Here is a 14,820-nt window from a genome sequence, read left to right as displayed (position 1 = left end):
AGGGCTATTTGGCATTTTGGTGCGATGTTGCCATTGATGCCAAGTTAGAACCGTTTCGCAAATTTGTAAACACCATCAAAGCACATTGGTCTGGTATAGTCTCTTATTTTGAGAATAGAGGCGTTACCAATGGTGTGCTAGAAGGTATTAACTCTAAAATTCAACTGGCCAAAAGAAGAGCTAGGGGATACAGCAACGTAGACAACTTCATAAGAATGATCTACTACATGTCGGGTAAACTTGACATGGCCTACCCACACGATTCGTTATAGGGCCAAAAAAAGTATATGAAAATGGCAAGGCTTCTGCAAGAAAATAATATCTTTACCATCGGAATCGCATATCCTGCCGTTCATATTAAAGAAGCCAATTACGAATAAGCGTATTAACCTCTCATCATAGAGAATATTTGGATAAACTTACAGAGAAGTTTATCATTGGCATGGAAAAGTCTTTATGATCTTTAATTGAAATCTAAAAATGAAAAAAGAGAGAAGAAAAAGAAGGACAAAACAAGAGATAGAAAATGTCATTGATAAGGCGGCTGTTCAACTTGTGAAAAGAGCTGGATTTTCTAACTTAACAGTTCGGAATATTGCCGAAGAAGCCCAAATGGAAGCGATTGTATTCTACAACCGCTATAGTAACGTAGAAGAGTTTATTGATGAGTTTGTAAAAAAGTATGATTATTGGTTTACTGAGGTAACAAAAACCGTTTTACCTGTTAGTGATAGAGAAGAATATCTCCATATTCTGAAAAATCTTTTTGTTTCGCTGAAAGAAAATACGGAAATGCAACAGTTGCTTCGTTGGGAGCTTTTTGAAGATAATGAAACAACGCGTCGTACGGCAAGACTCAGAGAGTTGCACACCATTCCACTCGTAGAGAAATATCAACGGATTTTCAAAGATGCACCTTTTGAAATAGAAGTTGTCTCCGCACTTCTTATCGGAGGTATTTACTATCTTGTTATGCACGCAGACCGTACTCCTTTTGCAGGCTTAGATGTAAACTCGGAAATAGGCCATAAGCAAATTTGTAATGCTCTTGAATTTATGGGAAACTACTTTTTTGACAATGTATCTGGTTTTGATATAAAAACGTTGGATATTGCAAAAAAGATGAAAGAAAAAGGTATTGAAATAAGCTTGATAGAAGAATGTACGAAACTCCCTTTAACTATTTTGCGAAAACTTTAAATTATCGTAAGCGTCTGATAAAATACACCTTGTAGATTCATAAGATACTTTCCGGAATTCTTTTGTTAGCTACTGCATGGACAGAGTGAACAAGATGACGGGAATAGGACATGGTTTGTCCGCATTGGCGCCGCGTATCAATTTGCACATTGTCATTCTCCGGTACCGAACAGAGAAAGAGTCAAGAATCCGGTGTACTTCTTTTTCTATATTTTGTTTTTTTTAATATTATATTTATCTTTGTTCCATTCAAAAATCGAAACAATGATAAACGCCATATTCTCCACTCTCCCTTTCGGAGTGTGCCTCTTTTGGTCACTGCTTTTTCTCAAAGAATATCGAACTGCAGATCCGGCCAAAAGATTATTGACCGGCTTCATGCTGGTGTGTACCGTGCTTTATTTCTCTCATGCGGTTTATTTCAACAAGAATAGTCACCTGTTCTCAATCATTGAGAGTATCTATGCATTTTGCATGTTGGCAGTCTATCCGCTATACTATTTATACATTTGTAAATTGACGGAAGACACTCCTCTCCGCATCCGTCACTATTGGGTATTGCTTCCCGCCCTTATTGTGAGTCTGACTGCCGCACTGCTTTATATCATCATGGGAGACGAACGAATTTCTTTTGTAGAAAGCCGCTTTTACGGGAATACCTCATTATCCGCTACTTTCTCATCTGCTGCTAAAGCACAATGTTACAGACTACTCTTTATGAAATTCCTCTTTGCCCTCCAATTGATTTTGGTATGCTATTTTGGTTTTAAAAAACTCACACATTTCAATCACCGGGTCAAAAACTTCTATGCCAACACTGAGGGAAAGACATTGGCTCCCATACGTTCGCTGCTAACCGTATTCTTAATCTTCGCTCTCTTGTCGTCCATAGCCAACTACATTGGACGCGATTTTTTCATTCAAAAGTCATGGATGGTTATCATTCCTTCGGTGATTTTCACTTCCATGATTTTTTCTGTGGCATACATCGGGTTCAGGCAGAAGTTTACTGCAATAGACTTCTGCCGGGACGAACAAATGAGGAAATCTAAAATTATGCCGGCTGCTCCAAATGCCATAGATATAATAGATGTACATGATGACAGCCTTGTGGTCAATGACACCGAAATTCCGGATTCTTTTCTTCTTGGAGAGACGATTTGTGAAATTGTAGAAAGCCAACAGCTGTTCCGTAAAAAAGGGCTGCTCATTACAGATGTTGCCAAGCTCACAGGAAGCAATCGTACATATGTTTCCAATTACCTCAACAAAGAGCTGAACACTTCTTTTTCCGACTTTATTAACACCTACAGAGTGGAATATGCCAAATCATTGCTTACCTCGAAAGACCCAATATATTCAACATTCGAAATCTTTGAAATGTCCGGATTTACAAACGAAGTGTCTTTTTACCGGATCTTTAAAAAACATACGGGACTCACCCCTAAGCAATGGAATAAACAGCACGGAAACTAATTTATCAGTGTTCAATATGGACTTTAATGAAATCAATCTGCTAATTTAAGCTGATTCTCCAAAGTTTGTTTTATATATCTGTTGATAGCCCTACGGTTTCTTTCTATGATTTGTCAGTCGATTTGTATGTTTTGTTAGTCTTTTTAAGATTAAGTTTTTCTTTCTTTTGTAAAAACCGGGAACACTGTCATTTTTCACTCTTCCGACGGGTTGCCCATTTTTGTGGTTAATAGATTGAAAGATTGTCAGTGCTTAATGTAATTCCGCCAAAGGACATGAGAAATATAAACACAAGAGTGGAGGAGCTCCGGAGGCTGTATCTTGGACGATCTACCTTGGACGACCCGATATTTCACCGCCGATGGACTAAGCCGGGCAACTGCCAAACCGGATTGGTTGGAGGTTGTGATAATGCAAAGGTAAAGTCAAAATGCCGGCACAACCTCGGGGTTTTGTATGGGCCGACGCGGATAATCAGGGCCGTATTCTTCTTTATAAAGTATATCCGGGATACTGTTTCAAAAGTATGTCTGAATTAGGAGAATAAAAAAGAGTTTTACATGTTGTATAGCAATTCCCTATAAATCTTTGCATCCTCTTCCATAAAGCAGCAGAGAATAACATTGCCTTTGTAAGTCCCGTTTTTGATATGACTAAAGATGGTATCTAAAGCAATTTTGGCCGCGGCTTCGCGTGGATAGCGGTAAATACCGGTACTGATACAGGGAAAGGCGATGCTCTGTAGGTTGTTATCTTCTGCCAGCTGCAACGCTGTGTGATAGCATGAAGCGAGCAGTTCAGCCTCGTTATAATTACCGCCATGCCATATAGGACCAACGGTATGGATTATTTTCTTGCATGGCAGTTTGTAGGCATCAGTCATTTTGCTATCGCCTGTGTTGCAACCTCCTAATGTACGGCATTCTTCCAGAAGTTCTTTACCGGCAGCTCGATGGATAGCGCCGTCCACTCCGCCGCCGCCAAGTAAAGATGTGTTGGCAGCATTCACAATGGCATCTACCTTCAATTGGGTGATGTCGCCTATTACTATTTGTACTGAGTTTCCTGTATGCTTCATAAAAGAAAGGAGAGCGGTGCGTACGGGACTCGAACCCGTGACCCCATGCGTGACAGGCATGTATTCTAACCAACTGAACTAACGCACCCAAAAATAATGAAGCTTTCTAAATGTTTTAGATTCTCATTTAGAGCGGTGCGTACGGGACTCGAACCCGTGACCCCATGCGTGACAGGCATGTATTCTAACCAACTGAACTAACGCACCAAAAAGTTTTTGTTTAGTAATCTCTCTCGATTGCGGGTGCAAAGGTAGCTATTTCTTGCAAATTTGCAAACGTTTTTAAAGAAAGTTTTTTAGAAAGAAAATAAGAGAAAAGTTTATTATCTCATTTTGAGTATATTGTTATGAAAAAAGTTTTTGGCTTTGATGGGTATCGGATTAGGATATCTGTGAATGTTTTCTTCCGAATCGTAAGATTTACTCGGGTTTATTTCAACTTTATGATTCGGAGATGTCTTGTTTAGCAATAATTTGTTATTTTTGCGACAGAATAGGTCGGAGTGTGTGATATCTAATGATAAAATAATGATATTTAGCTCATGAAAGTAGCTATATTGAAATATAACGCCGGAAATGTACGGTCGGTTGATTGCGCGTTAAAGAGGTTGGGAGTGGAAACTCTGATTACAGCGGACGAGGCATTGCTCCGGTCTGCTGATAAAGTGATTTTCCCGGGTGTGGGAGAGGCCGGAACAACTATGGAATATCTGCGGACATCGGGCTTGGACAAGTTGATAAAGTCTTTGCGCCAACCGGTTTTAGGAATTTGCCTGGGTATGCAATTGATGTGCAGGTATTCAGAGGAAGGAGAGACCGATTGTCTTGATATTTTCGGTGCCGATGTCAGGCGTTTCATTCCGCAGAAGCATGAAGACAAGGTGCCGCATATGGGATGGAATACCATCCGGAATGTCAACTGTCGATTGTTCGACAAATTCGGATACGAAGAGTATGTTTATTTCGTGCATAGTTTTTATGTACCGGTTTGTGAATTTACCGTTGCCGAGACCGGCTACATCCATCCGTTCAGCGCAGCGTTGCATAAGGACAATTTCTATGCTGTCCAGTTTCATCCCGAAAAAAGCGGTGAAGTGGGCGAACGGATTTTGAAGAACTTTCTGGCTTTGTAATTGCGATCCGGTTTCTGATTTTTTCAAAAATAGATTTTGCAGAAAAGAAGGAACGGTTTATTGAATCAAAACAGTATAAACGATAGATGTATAGATGATAGAAATTATTCCGGCTATTGATGTGATCGAGGGGAAGTGCGTGCGCCTTTCTCAGGGAGATTATGATACTAAAAAAGTATATAATGAAGATCCGTTGGAGGTTGCCAAGGAGTTTGAGGCAAATGGTATCCGCAGGCTGCATTTGGTCGATTTGGATGGGGCGGCTTCTCGTCATATCGTAAATTACCGGGTGTTGGAACGAATCGCCACGCATACATCGTTGGTCATTGATTTTGGCGGCGGGATAAAGAGCGATGAAGATTTAAGAATTGCTTTTGAGTGTGGCGCTCAGATGGTTACCGGAGGAAGTATAGCGGTGAAAGACCCTCAGTGTTTTTCTCATTGGCTGGTTGTCTATGGAAGTGAAAGGATTATCCTCGGAGCCGATGTGAAGGGACGCCAAATTGCAGTGAACGGATGGAAAGACAAAAGCGAACGTGAACTTTTGCCGTTTCTCGGAGATTATGTAGATGAGGGAATCCGTAAAGTGATCTGTACCGATATAGATTGCGACGGTATGCTCGAAGGACCTTCCGTCGATCTGTATAAGGAAGTGTTGGAACGATTCCCGGAACTTTATCTGATAGCCAGCGGGGGAGTGGGCAGAGTGGATGACATCATTGCTTTGAATGAGATGAAGGTGTCCGGGGTTGTTTTCGGAAAGGCGCTATACGAGGGTCGCATTTCTTTGAAAGACTTACGTGTTTTCTTATAAGTTGTTCCGGATGTCCCGGATTATTTTTATGAAATATAAAATGTAAATAAAACCGTGTTAGCAAAAAGAATCATACCTTGCTTGGATATTAAGGATGGGCAAACCGTAAAAGGAACGAATTTCGTGAATTTGCGGCATGCGGGCGATCCTGTGGAATTGGCGCGCACTTACAGCGAACAGGGCGCCGACGAACTTGTCTTTTTGGATATCACTGCCACACATGAAGGGCGTAAAACCTTTACGGACTTGGTTAGGCGGATTTCTGCCAATATAAATATACCGTTTACTGTGGGAGGAGGAATTAATGAGCTTGGCGATGTAGACCGACTTCTGAATGCCGGGGCGGATAAAATATCCATAAACTCTTCCGCTATTCGCAATCCGAACTTGATCGACCAAATAGCCAAACATTTCGGTTCGCAGGTTTGTGTGTTGGCTGTCGATGCCAAACAAACCGATTCGGGTTGGAAATGTTTTTTGAACGGGGGACGGATAGAGACGGATAAGGAATTGTGCGAATGGACGAAAGAGGCGCAGGGTCGGGGAGCAGGAGAGGTGCTGTTCACAAGTATGGACCATGACGGGGTAAAGAACGGATATGCCAACAATGTGCTTGCTGCTTTAGCCGGGCAACTGTCTATACCGGTGATTGCTTCGGGTGGAGCCGGAACCAAAGAGCATTTTCGTGACGCGTTTGTAATTGGAAAAGCGGATGCGGCATTGGCTGCCAGCGTTTTTCACTTCGGAGAAATAAAAATTCCCGAATTAAAATCTTATCTTTGCGCACAGAATATTCCGATAAGAACAAAATGGCCGAACGGTGATCCATCGTCGGTAATTTATAAATAGTAAATATAGCATGCTGGATTTCGATAAAATGAATGGACTCATCCCGGCTATCATACAAGATAGTGAGACAAGAAAAGTTCTGATGCTGGGGTTCATGAACAGGGAGGCTTACGACCGGACTATGGAATCCGGGAAGGTAACTTTTTATAGCCGTTCTAAAAAGCGTTTGTGGACAAAAGGGGAAGAAAGCGGCAATTTCCTTCGGGTGGTTTCAGTGAAAGCCGATTGTGACGATGACACGCTTTTGATTGAGGTAAACCCGGCGGGTCCTGTTTGCCATACGGGTACGGATACTTGTTGGGGGGAGAAAAACGAGGAACCTCTCATGTTTTTAAAACTGCTGCAAGACTTTATCGATAAACGCCGTGAAGAAATGCCTGAGGGCTCTTATACCACCAGCCTGTTTCGCGAGGGAATAAATAAAATCGCGCAAAAGGTAGGAGAGGAGGCTGTGGAAACAGTGATTGAGGCCACGAACGGAACCGATGAACGCTTGATTTATGAGGGAGCCGACTTGATTTATCATTTGATTGTATTACTTGCTTCAAAGGGGTATCGCATTGAAGACCTTGCCCGGGAGTTGAGCGACAGGCATAGTGACACATGGAAGAGACATTGATTCGATATAAAGATGTAGAGATTCATCAGCAGGAACTTTGTGTGCTGAAGGAGGTCAATCTGGAGTTGCATAAAGGAGAGTTTGTTTATCTGATAGGGAAAGTAGGATCGGGAAAAACAAGTCTGCTGAAAACTTTGTACGGCGAACTGGATGTGCTGAGCGGCGAAGCGGAAGTGCTGGGGTATGATATGTGCTCTATTAAGCGGAAACATATTCCGCAGTTAAGAAAAAGATTGGGTATTGTATTTCAGGATTTCCAGTTATTGACAGACCGTACGGTGTATGATAACCTTGAGTTTGTGCTTCGGGCCACCGGCTGGAAAAACAAGCAGGAGATGAAAGACCGAATTGATGAAGTGCTGCAATTGGTGGGAATGTCGAATAAAGGGTATAAACTTCCGAACGAGCTTTCGGGAGGCGAGCAGCAACGAATTGTGATAGCACGGGCCGTGCTCAATTCGCCGGAGATCATCCTTGCCGATGAGCCGACGGGGAATCTGGACGCAGAGACCGGAAGGGCTATTGTCGGCATACTTCATAACATTTGTGAGACGGGATCTTCTGTCATTATCACTACGCATAATCTCCAGTTGCTCAAAGAATACCCCGGCAGGGTATATTGTTGTAAGGAACATTATATAACCGATGTGACCGACGAATATATTCCGGAGTTGAAAACCATAGAGATAGATTTAAATATAGATAATTAAAACAGTAACGAAAATGAAAGTTTTAAAGTTTGGAGGAACTTCCGTAGGTTCTGCTCAACGCATGAAGGAAGTAGCCAAATTGATTACCGATGGTGAAAGAAAAATAGTGGTTCTGTCTGCCATGTCGGGAACTACAAATACATTGGTGGAAATTTCGGACTATCTGTATAAGAAGAATCCGGAGGGTGCCAACGAGATTATCAATAAGCTGGAAGCTAAATACAAGCAGCATGTTGATGAGCTTTACGCCACTCGGGAGTATAAACAGAAAGGGATGGATACCGTCAAGGCCCATTTCGATTATATACGCTCTTATACCAAAGACCTCTTTACTTTATTTGAAGAGAAAGTGGTGCTGGCACAGGGTGAGTTGATTTCTACGGCGATGATGAACTTTTATTTGCAGGAGTGTGGAGTAAACTCTGTGTTGTTGCCGGCTTTGGAATATATGCGTACCGATAAGAATGCGGAGCCCGATCCTGTCTATATTAAGGAAAAACTGAACATGCAGCTGGAGCTTTATCCGGATGCGGAAATTTATATTACTCAGGGATTTATTTGCCGCAACGCATATGGTGAGATCGATAATCTTCAGCGGGGAGGGAGCGACTATACGGCTTCTCTGATAGGCGCGGCGGTAGGTGCGTCCGAAATTCAGATTTGGACGGATATCGACGGCATGCACAATAACGATCCGAGGATTGTGGATAAAACGGCACCGGTTCGTCAGTTGCATTTCGAAGAAGCGGCAGAGTTGGCTTATTTCGGCGCGAAGATTTTGCATCCTACTTGCGTGCAGCCTGCCAAATATGCTAATATTCCCGTGCGTCTGTTGAATACGATGGCGCCGGAAGCTCCGGGGACATTGATATCCAACGATACGGAAAAAGGCAAGATAAAGGCGGTGGCCGCCAAGGAAAACATTACGGCGATCAAAATAAAATCGAGTCGGATGTTGCTGGCTCATGGTTTCTTGCGCAAGGTCTTCGAGATATTCGAAAGCTACCAGACTTCCATCGATATGATTTGTACGTCGGAGGTAGGGGTTTCCGTGACTGTAGACAATACGAAGCATTTGAATGAGATACTCGACGACCTGAAGAAATATGGGACGGTGACTGTGGATGAGGACATGTGCATTGTTTGCGTGGTGGGCGATCTGGAATGGGAAAATGTCGGTTTTGAAGCCCGGGCGTTGGATGCGATGAGAGATATTCCGGTGCGGATGATTTCGTTCGGTGGCAGCAATTACAATATTTCGTTTCTTGTTCGTGAATGTGACAAGAAAAAGGCGCTGCAATCGTTGAGTGATATGCTCTTTAACGATAAGTCTTTGTAGGATAGGGATTTTTGAGTGTGATTTGCCATACCTTTATTAATATGAATCAAATAAATATCAGGCAATGAAAGGAGTGTTTCCTCTTGATAAGTTTCGTTCTTTACCGACTCCTTTTTATTATTACGATACGGACGTGTTGCGCAATACGTTGGCTGCCATTCACCGGGAGACAATCAAATATCCGAATTATGCAGTGCATTATGCCATGAAAGCGAACGTCAATCCCAAACTGCTTTCTGTGATTCGTGAAAGCGGATTGGGTGCCGATTGCGTGAGCGGCGGAGAAATCCGTGCCGCCATCCGTGCCGGATTTTCTGCCGATAAGATTGTGTTTGCCGGTGTAGGCAAGGCCGATTGGGAAATCAATCTCGCGCTGGAGCACGGCATTTTCTGCTTCAATGTAGAGTCTGTTCCCGAACTGGAAGTGATCAACGAATTGGCTGCCGCACAGAATAAAGTGGCGAAAGTGGCTTTTCGTATCAATCCGGACGTGGGAGCGCATACCCATGCTAATATTACAACGGGGCTGGCCGAGAATAAATTCGGAATAAGTATGGAAGATATGGACCGGGTTGTCGACACGGCTTTGGAGATGAAGAACGTGAAGTTTATCGGGCTTCATTTCCATATCGGTTCTCAGATTATGGATATGGGCGATTTTATTGCTTTATGCAACAGAGTAAATGAGCTGCAAGACAAGTTGGAGGCACGTTGTATTCTGGTAGAGCATATCAATGTCGGCGGCGGTTTGGGCATTGATTATGCACATCCTAACCGCCAGGCCGTTCCCAACTTCAAAGATTACTTCGCGACTTATGCGGGGCAGTTGAAGCTCCGTCCTTATCAAACGTTGCACTTCGAGCTCGGGCGATCTGTTGTCGGTCAGTGCGGTTCATTGATATCGAAGGTGTTGTATGTCAAGCAGGGAACGAAGAAAAAGTTCGCTATCTTGGACGCGGGTATGACGGAGTTGATTCGCCCTGCTTTGTATCAGGCGTATCATAAGATAGAGAATCTTACCTCCGACGATGTTGTGCAAGCGTATGATGTAGTGGGACCTGTTTGCGAAACTTCCGATGTGTTTGGCAAGGCGATAGACCTGAATAAGGTAAGGCGGGGTGACCTGATCGCCATTCGCTCTGCCGGAGCTTACGGAGAAGCGATGGTTTCCGGTTACAATTGCCGGAAATTGCCCCAAAGCTATACTTCTGCCGAACTGATATGAAGATGTGAATGTAGTTTAAAAAAAAGGATGAGATGAAACAAATCTTTTTGGAACCTTGTTACTTTTGTAATTAGTTCAAATAAAGGAATTGTTGATAATTTTAAAATAAAAACGATTATGATTTCAGAAAAGTTACAAAATGCAATGAATGAACAGATCACGATGGAAATGTGGTCTGCAAACCTGTATCTGTCAATGTCTTTCTATTTTGATAAAGAAGGCTATAGCGGTTTCGCTCATTGGATGAGAAAACAATATTTTGAAGAAGTACAGCATGCTTGCTCCATGGCCGATTTTCTTATCAAGCGTGGAGGTACTGCCAAATTGGACAAGATAGACGTGGTGCCTACCGGTTGGGGCACTCCCTTGGAAGTGTTTGAGCACGTGTACAAACACGAATGCCACATCTCTGAATTGGTAGACAAGTTGGTAGATGTTGCCGCAGCTGAGAAAGATAAGGCTGCCCAGGATTTCTTGTGGGGATTCGTTCGGGAGCAGGTGGAAGAAGAAGCTACTGTACAAGGTATTGTCGACAAAATTAAGAAAGCGGGCGATGCCGGTATCTTCTTTGTCGACTCACAGCTGGCGCAACGTTGATGACGCGTTAAGTACGAATGATTTATATAGGGCTGTCCGGAAGAAATTCCGGGCAGCTTTTTTTATTTACGCTTTTTGGTTTGCCCTTTTTCCATTGTTCCCAAATAGATTTCCAAAGAGCGGGTAGATATCTGTATTTCGTGAAAAGATACTCCTAAGGAGGCTATCAGCAGGATCAGCGCGATTCCGAACACGTAAGCCGAAAGGATTTGTAGTCCTATGTAGATGAGAAACATGCTGACAACACAGAGGAAAAGACTTGCTATTCCCAGTCCTTGCATGGTGCGTGTCAGGTTCAGGCGTTTCCGCAGGTTCTCGATCTGCGCCACCGTAATGTCTGCGGGATCTTCCATGTAGCGGTCGCGTAATTGCCGAACCAACTGCGCATAAGATAGAAACCGGTTGGTATATGCCAGCAGGATCAGCGAAACTGCCGAAAAAAGAAGTGCGGGGGTAGTGAGGGTAAGTTCTTCCATTGAGTTCGTTTTTTTGAGGTTTGGATATGAGTTTCGGCGGATACATTAAATAATGAGTATACGGCGAAGGCGGGAGACACCCGTGTTTGCCGTATGCTCATGTTGCCGGAGCTTCGCGTTATAGCACTCCGAGATCTTTGCCTACCTTGATAAATGCGGCTATGCACTTATCCAAATGTTCTTTTTCGTGTCCGGCGGAAATCTGCACTCGGATTCGAGCCTGTTCTTTCGGAACCACCGGATAATAGAATCCGGTCACATAAATTCCCTCTTCCTGCATCCGCGCCGCAAAAACCTGAGACAGTTTGGCATCATACAGCATGACGGCGCAAATAGCGCTTTGAGTCGGTTTGATGTCGAATCCTGCGGCTGTCATCTTATCGCGGAAATAAGCCACATTCTCTACCAGCTTGTCGTGCAGGTCGTTGTTTTCCTTCAGCATCTTGAAAACTTCGATGCTCGCGCCTATGATGCCCGGTGCCAGTGAGTTGGAGAAGAGGTACGGACGGCTGCGTTGGCGCAGCAGGTCGATGATTTCTTTGCGTCCGGTGGTGAAACCGCCCAATGCGCCGCCGAAAGCCTTGCCCAGCGTTCCGGTGTAAATGTCCACGCGTCCGTGAGTCTTGAACAATTCGCTTACTCCGTGTCCGGTAGCGCCCACCACGCCTGCCGAGTGCGATTCGTCCACCATTACCAGCGCGTCGTATTTTTCTGCAAGGTCGCAGATTCGATCCATAGGAGCTACGTTACCGTCCATTGAGAACACCCCGTCGGTGACGATGATGCGGAAACGTTGCGCTTGCGCTTCTTTCAGGCATCTTTCCAGATCCTGCATGTCGGCGTTCGCATAGCGGTAACGCTTCGCTTTGCAAAGCCGTACGCCATCGATGATGGAAGCGTGGTTCAAAGAGTCCGAGATGATAGCGTCCTCTTCGCCGAACAGGGGTTCGAATACTCCTCCGTTCGCATCGAAGCAGGCGGCATATAGAATGGTATCTTCTGTCCGGAAGTATTCGGAGATGGCGGCTTCCAACTCTTTATGTATGTCTTGCGTGCCGCAGATGAAACGGACGGACGACATCCCGTATCCGCGGCGGTCCATCATCTCTTGCGAGGCTTTGATCAGGCGGGGATGGTTGGATAAACCTAAATAGTTGTTGGCGCAAAAGTTAAGCACTTCTTTCCCTTTTACAGTGATTGTTGCTTGTTGTGAACTTTCAATGAGCCGTTCTTCTTTATAAAGCCCGGCTTCCTTTATTTCAGCCAATGTCTGGCTGAGATGTTTCTGCATTCTACCGTACATAGTGTTTGAGTTATTAAGTTATATGCAAAGGACACTATTTTTATTGGAATAAACAATATCTTTTTGATTTAAATCTGAAAAAAAAGTATTTACTTTGTGCACTATTTTAGCTTAATATCTTTAGTACAAAGAAAGAATGGAACACATTTTGATTATTGGAGCTACCGGACAGATTGGATCGGAGCTGACGATGGAACTACGTCACCGCTATGGGAACACGAATGTTGTGGCCGGTTATATACCCGGAGCAGAGCCTAAGGGCGAATTGAAAGATTCGGGGCCGTCGGCGGTCGTTGATGTCACAAACGGAGAAATGATATCGAAGGTGGTAAAAGAATACCGCATCGATACTGTCTACAATCTGGCCGCTTTGCTTTCGGTAGTTGCCGAATCGAAGCCGAAGCTTGCCTGGAAAATAGGAATCGACGGTTTGTGGAATGTCTTGGAAGTAGCGCGCGAACAGAATTGCGCTGTCTTTACACCGAGCTCCATCGGCTCTTTCGGCGCAAGCACTCCGCATACCAAAACTCCTCAGGATACCGTTCAACGGCCGAGGACGATGTATGGTGTCACTAAAGTGACTACAGAGTTGCTGAGCGATTACTATTTCAATAAATACGGAGTAGATACCCGGGCGGTGCGTTTCCCCGGCGTTATTTCCAATGTGACTCCTCCGGGAGGCGGAACGACCGATTATGCAGTCGACATATATTACTCTGCGGTGAAAGGGGAAAGATTTGTGTGTCCTATTCAAAAAGGCACCTTAATGGATATGATGTACATGCCCGATGCGTTGAACGCGGCGATTATGCTGATGGAGGCCGATCCGTCGAAACTGATACACCGCAATGCTTTCAATATCGCCTCCATGAGTTTTGATCCGGAAGCCATCTATCAGGCTATCAAAAAGCATGTGCCCGATTTTGAGATGATCTATGATGTGGATCCGCTGAAACAACGCATTGCCGATAGCTGGCCCGATAGCCTGGACGATACTTGCGCCCGTGAAGAATGGGGGTGGAAGCCGGCTTACGATTTGGAAAGTATGACGGTGGATATGCTCGAAAAGTTAAGTGCCAAATTAAAACAATGAAAAAAATAATTGCAGGGGTTGCAATGTTGGGCTTTCTTGTTGCCTGCGGGAACAAAAAAGCAAACGTCGACCCCTTTGCATCTATTACCCGTGAGGTGGACTCTATCCGGCATAAGGCCGATACCGTCCGCCAACAGAAATTGCCTGAAGAACCGAAGCCGACGGAGGCGGACGAGTCTTTCGACGATTTTATTTACAATTTTGCTTCCGATGACGAGTTGCAGCGTAAGCGGATAAAGTTTCCTTTGTCTTATTACAAGGGCGACGAGAAGATTAAGATAGAGGAACGGTATTGGAAGCACGACAGTTTGTTTGCCGGACAAAGTTACTATACGCTCTTGTTCGACAGAGAAGAAGACATGGATTTGGTGGGAGATACGTCCCTCACTTCCGTGCAGGTGGAATGGATTTTTATGGCAACGAAGATGGTGAAGAAGTATTATTTCGAACGTATCAAGGGAGCGTGGATACTCGAAGCCGTCAATATGCGTCCTGCTGAGCGGGGCGAAGGCGAGGGTTTCGTGGAGTTTTTCGTCCGTTTTGCCTCCGACAGCCTTTTCCAGAGCCAGCGTGTACAAAAGCCGTTGGCTTTTGTCACTACCGATCCGGACGATGATTTCTCCATTTTGGAAACCACGCTCGATTTGAACCAATGGTTTGCTTTCAAACCCGAATTGCCTACCGAACGCCTTTCTAACATAAGTTACGGGCAACGGAATGACGACCGGTCGCCCATCAAAATCCTTGCATTGAAAGGTATCGGAAACGGATTCTCCAACATCCTTTATTTCCGCCGGAAAAACGGAGGGTGGGAACTCTATAAGTTCGAAGATACCAGCATTTAGTGCTTGGAAAGAAAATTGCGGGAAGCTGCGCAGGTGTAATCCCGGCAACATGGCTTCCTTATA

The 14,820-nt window shown here is 44.3% G+C and carries 16 protein-coding genes and 2 tRNA genes; 13 read left to right on the top strand and 5 right to left on the bottom strand.

All coding sequences use genetic code 11. The annotated features are described in order from the left end of the window. The 3 genes from C234_RS0110620 to C234_RS0110605 all read left to right on the top strand — a co-directional run. On the top strand, positions 1-272 hold a 272-nt coding region (locus C234_RS0110620; protein WP_027324930.1), incomplete at its 5' end, for a transposase. Between the two features lie 208 nt (positions 273-480). After that, complete coding sequence (locus C234_RS0110610; protein WP_027325753.1) at positions 481-1,200, top strand: TetR/AcrR family transcriptional regulator; 720 nt, start codon at positions 481-483, stop codon at positions 1,198-1,200. 264 nt (positions 1,201-1,464) lie between these two features. Then, complete coding sequence (locus tag C234_RS0110605) at positions 1,465-2,676, top strand: helix-turn-helix domain-containing protein (RefSeq protein ID WP_027325752.1); 1,212 nt, start codon at positions 1,465-1,467, stop codon at positions 2,674-2,676. A gap of 556 nt (positions 2,677-3,232) precedes the next feature. Here C234_RS0110605 and C234_RS0110600 read toward each other — a convergent pair. The 3 genes from C234_RS0110600 to C234_RS0110590 all read right to left on the bottom strand — a co-directional run bounded on the left by C234_RS0110600 (position 3,233) and on the right by C234_RS0110590 (position 3,961). Continuing rightward, positions 3,233-3,754, bottom strand: coding sequence for an O-acetyl-ADP-ribose deacetylase (locus tag C234_RS0110600; protein ID WP_027325751.1), 522 nt, complete (start codon positions 3,752-3,754; stop codon positions 3,233-3,235). Between the two features lie 14 nt (positions 3,755-3,768). After that, a tRNA-Asp gene (locus tag C234_RS0110595) sits at positions 3,769-3,842 on the bottom strand. A gap of 45 nt (positions 3,843-3,887) precedes the next feature. Further along, positions 3,888-3,961, bottom strand: a tRNA-Asp gene (locus tag C234_RS0110590). Between the two features lie 335 nt (positions 3,962-4,296). Here C234_RS0110590 and hisH point away from each other — a divergent pair. The 8 genes from hisH (at position 4,297) to C234_RS0110550 (ending at position 11,040) form a co-directional block, all read left to right on the top strand. Beyond that, a complete protein-coding gene (hisH, locus tag C234_RS0110585; protein ID WP_027325750.1) occupies positions 4,297-4,887 on the top strand; it encodes an imidazole glycerol phosphate synthase subunit HisH in 591 nt (196 codons plus the stop codon). A gap of 94 nt (positions 4,888-4,981) precedes the next feature. Further along, the gene (hisA, locus tag C234_RS0110580) at positions 4,982-5,701 is read left to right on the top strand and encodes a 1-(5-phosphoribosyl)-5-[(5-phosphoribosylamino)methylideneamino]imidazole-4-carboxamide isomerase (protein WP_027325749.1); all 720 of its coding nucleotides are present in this window, start codon (positions 4,982-4,984) and stop codon (positions 5,699-5,701) included. 54 nt (positions 5,702-5,755) lie between these two features. Further along, a complete protein-coding gene (hisF, locus tag C234_RS16330) occupies positions 5,756-6,550 on the top strand; it encodes an imidazole glycerol phosphate synthase subunit HisF (protein ID WP_051290244.1) in 795 nt (264 codons plus the stop codon). Positions 6,551-6,560: 10 nt separating this feature from the next. Then, positions 6,561-7,169 (top strand): bifunctional phosphoribosyl-AMP cyclohydrolase/phosphoribosyl-ATP diphosphatase HisIE, encoded by a 609-nt coding sequence (gene hisIE, locus C234_RS0110570; protein ID WP_027325748.1) that lies wholly within the window; start codon positions 6,561-6,563, stop codon positions 7,167-7,169. Next, entirely contained in the window at positions 7,154-7,879 is a 726-nt protein-coding gene (locus C234_RS0110565) for a cell division ATP-binding protein FtsE (protein WP_027325747.1), read from the top strand. The genes hisIE and C234_RS0110565 overlap by 16 nt, the downstream gene beginning before the upstream one ends. A 13-nt stretch (positions 7,880-7,892) precedes the next feature. Further along, positions 7,893-9,218 carry an aspartate kinase gene (locus C234_RS0110560; protein ID WP_027325746.1) on the top strand — a complete coding sequence of 442 codons (1,326 nt, stop codon included), beginning with the start codon at positions 7,893-7,895 and terminating at the stop codon, positions 9,216-9,218. A 64-nt stretch (positions 9,219-9,282) separates the two neighbouring features. Then, a complete protein-coding gene (lysA, locus tag C234_RS0110555; protein ID WP_027325745.1) occupies positions 9,283-10,443 on the top strand; it encodes a diaminopimelate decarboxylase in 1,161 nt (386 codons plus the stop codon). A gap of 117 nt (positions 10,444-10,560) precedes the next feature. Beyond that, positions 10,561-11,040: a ferritin gene (locus tag C234_RS0110550; protein WP_027325744.1), complete on the top strand. Its 480-nt coding sequence runs from the start codon at positions 10,561-10,563 to the stop codon at positions 11,038-11,040. A 62-nt stretch (positions 11,041-11,102) separates the two neighbouring features. Here C234_RS0110550 and C234_RS0110545 read toward each other — a convergent pair whose 3' ends face one another. Further along, positions 11,103-11,516, bottom strand: a complete 414-nt coding sequence (locus tag C234_RS0110545; RefSeq protein ID WP_027325743.1) for a DUF2721 domain-containing protein — start codon at positions 11,514-11,516, stop codon at positions 11,103-11,105. A gap of 118 nt (positions 11,517-11,634) precedes the next feature. Further along, entirely contained in the window at positions 11,635-12,819 is a 1,185-nt protein-coding gene (kbl, locus tag C234_RS0110540; RefSeq protein ID WP_027325742.1) for a glycine C-acetyltransferase, read from the bottom strand. A gap of 136 nt (positions 12,820-12,955) precedes the next feature. On the opposite strand from kbl, the gene C234_RS0110535 reads away from it, so the two are divergent. Both C234_RS0110535 and C234_RS0110530 read left to right on the top strand, forming a co-directional pair. Then, entirely contained in the window at positions 12,956-13,912 is a 957-nt protein-coding gene (locus C234_RS0110535) for an NAD-dependent epimerase/dehydratase family protein (protein WP_027325741.1), read from the top strand. Then, positions 13,909-14,757, top strand: a complete 849-nt coding sequence (locus C234_RS0110530) for a DUF4348 domain-containing protein (RefSeq protein ID WP_027325740.1) — start codon at positions 13,909-13,911, stop codon at positions 14,755-14,757. Before C234_RS0110535 ends, C234_RS0110530 begins: the two co-directional genes overlap by 4 nt. Positions 14,758-14,820: the final 63 nt, after the last annotated feature.

Origin of the sequence: Bacteroides pyogenes DSM 20611 = JCM 6294, from assembly GCF_000428105.1 — a bacterium.
GTDB classification, from domain to species: domain Bacteria; phylum Bacteroidota; class Bacteroidia; order Bacteroidales; family Bacteroidaceae; genus Bacteroides; species Bacteroides pyogenes.
The sequence above is the reverse complement of the archived record's forward strand: the minus strand, read 5'-3'. Positions and strand labels throughout refer to the sequence as shown.

Excerpts from the sequence above, each read along its gene's own strand:
- C234_RS0110610 (WP_027325753.1), top strand. The coding sequence starts at position 481 with ATGAAAAAAGAGAGAAGAAAAAGAAGGACAAAACAAGAGATAGAAAAT.
- C234_RS0110605 (WP_027325752.1), top strand. The coding sequence starts at position 1,465 with ATGATAAACGCCATATTCTCCACTCTCCCTTTCGGAGTGTGCCTCTTT.
- C234_RS0110600 (WP_027325751.1), bottom strand. The coding sequence starts at position 3,754 with ATGAAGCATACAGGAAACTCAGTACAAATAGTAATAGGCGACATCACC.
- hisH (WP_027325750.1), top strand. The coding sequence starts at position 4,297 with ATGAAAGTAGCTATATTGAAATATAACGCCGGAAATGTACGGTCGGTT.
- hisA (WP_027325749.1), top strand. The coding sequence starts at position 4,982 with ATGATAGAAATTATTCCGGCTATTGATGTGATCGAGGGGAAGTGCGTG.
- hisIE (WP_027325748.1), top strand. The coding sequence starts at position 6,561 with ATGCTGGATTTCGATAAAATGAATGGACTCATCCCGGCTATCATACAA.
- C234_RS0110565 (WP_027325747.1), top strand. The coding sequence starts at position 7,154 with ATGGAAGAGACATTGATTCGATATAAAGATGTAGAGATTCATCAGCAG.
- C234_RS0110560 (WP_027325746.1), top strand. The coding sequence starts at position 7,893 with ATGAAAGTTTTAAAGTTTGGAGGAACTTCCGTAGGTTCTGCTCAACGC.
- lysA (WP_027325745.1), top strand. The coding sequence starts at position 9,283 with ATGAAAGGAGTGTTTCCTCTTGATAAGTTTCGTTCTTTACCGACTCCT.
- C234_RS0110550 (WP_027325744.1), top strand. The coding sequence starts at position 10,561 with ATGATTTCAGAAAAGTTACAAAATGCAATGAATGAACAGATCACGATG.
- C234_RS0110545 (WP_027325743.1), bottom strand. The coding sequence starts at position 11,516 with ATGGAAGAACTTACCCTCACTACCCCCGCACTTCTTTTTTCGGCAGTT.
- kbl (WP_027325742.1), bottom strand. The coding sequence starts at position 12,819 with ATGTACGGTAGAATGCAGAAACATCTCAGCCAGACATTGGCTGAAATA.
- C234_RS0110535 (WP_027325741.1), top strand. The coding sequence starts at position 12,956 with ATGGAACACATTTTGATTATTGGAGCTACCGGACAGATTGGATCGGAG.
- C234_RS0110530 (WP_027325740.1), top strand. The coding sequence starts at position 13,909 with ATGAAAAAAATAATTGCAGGGGTTGCAATGTTGGGCTTTCTTGTTGCC.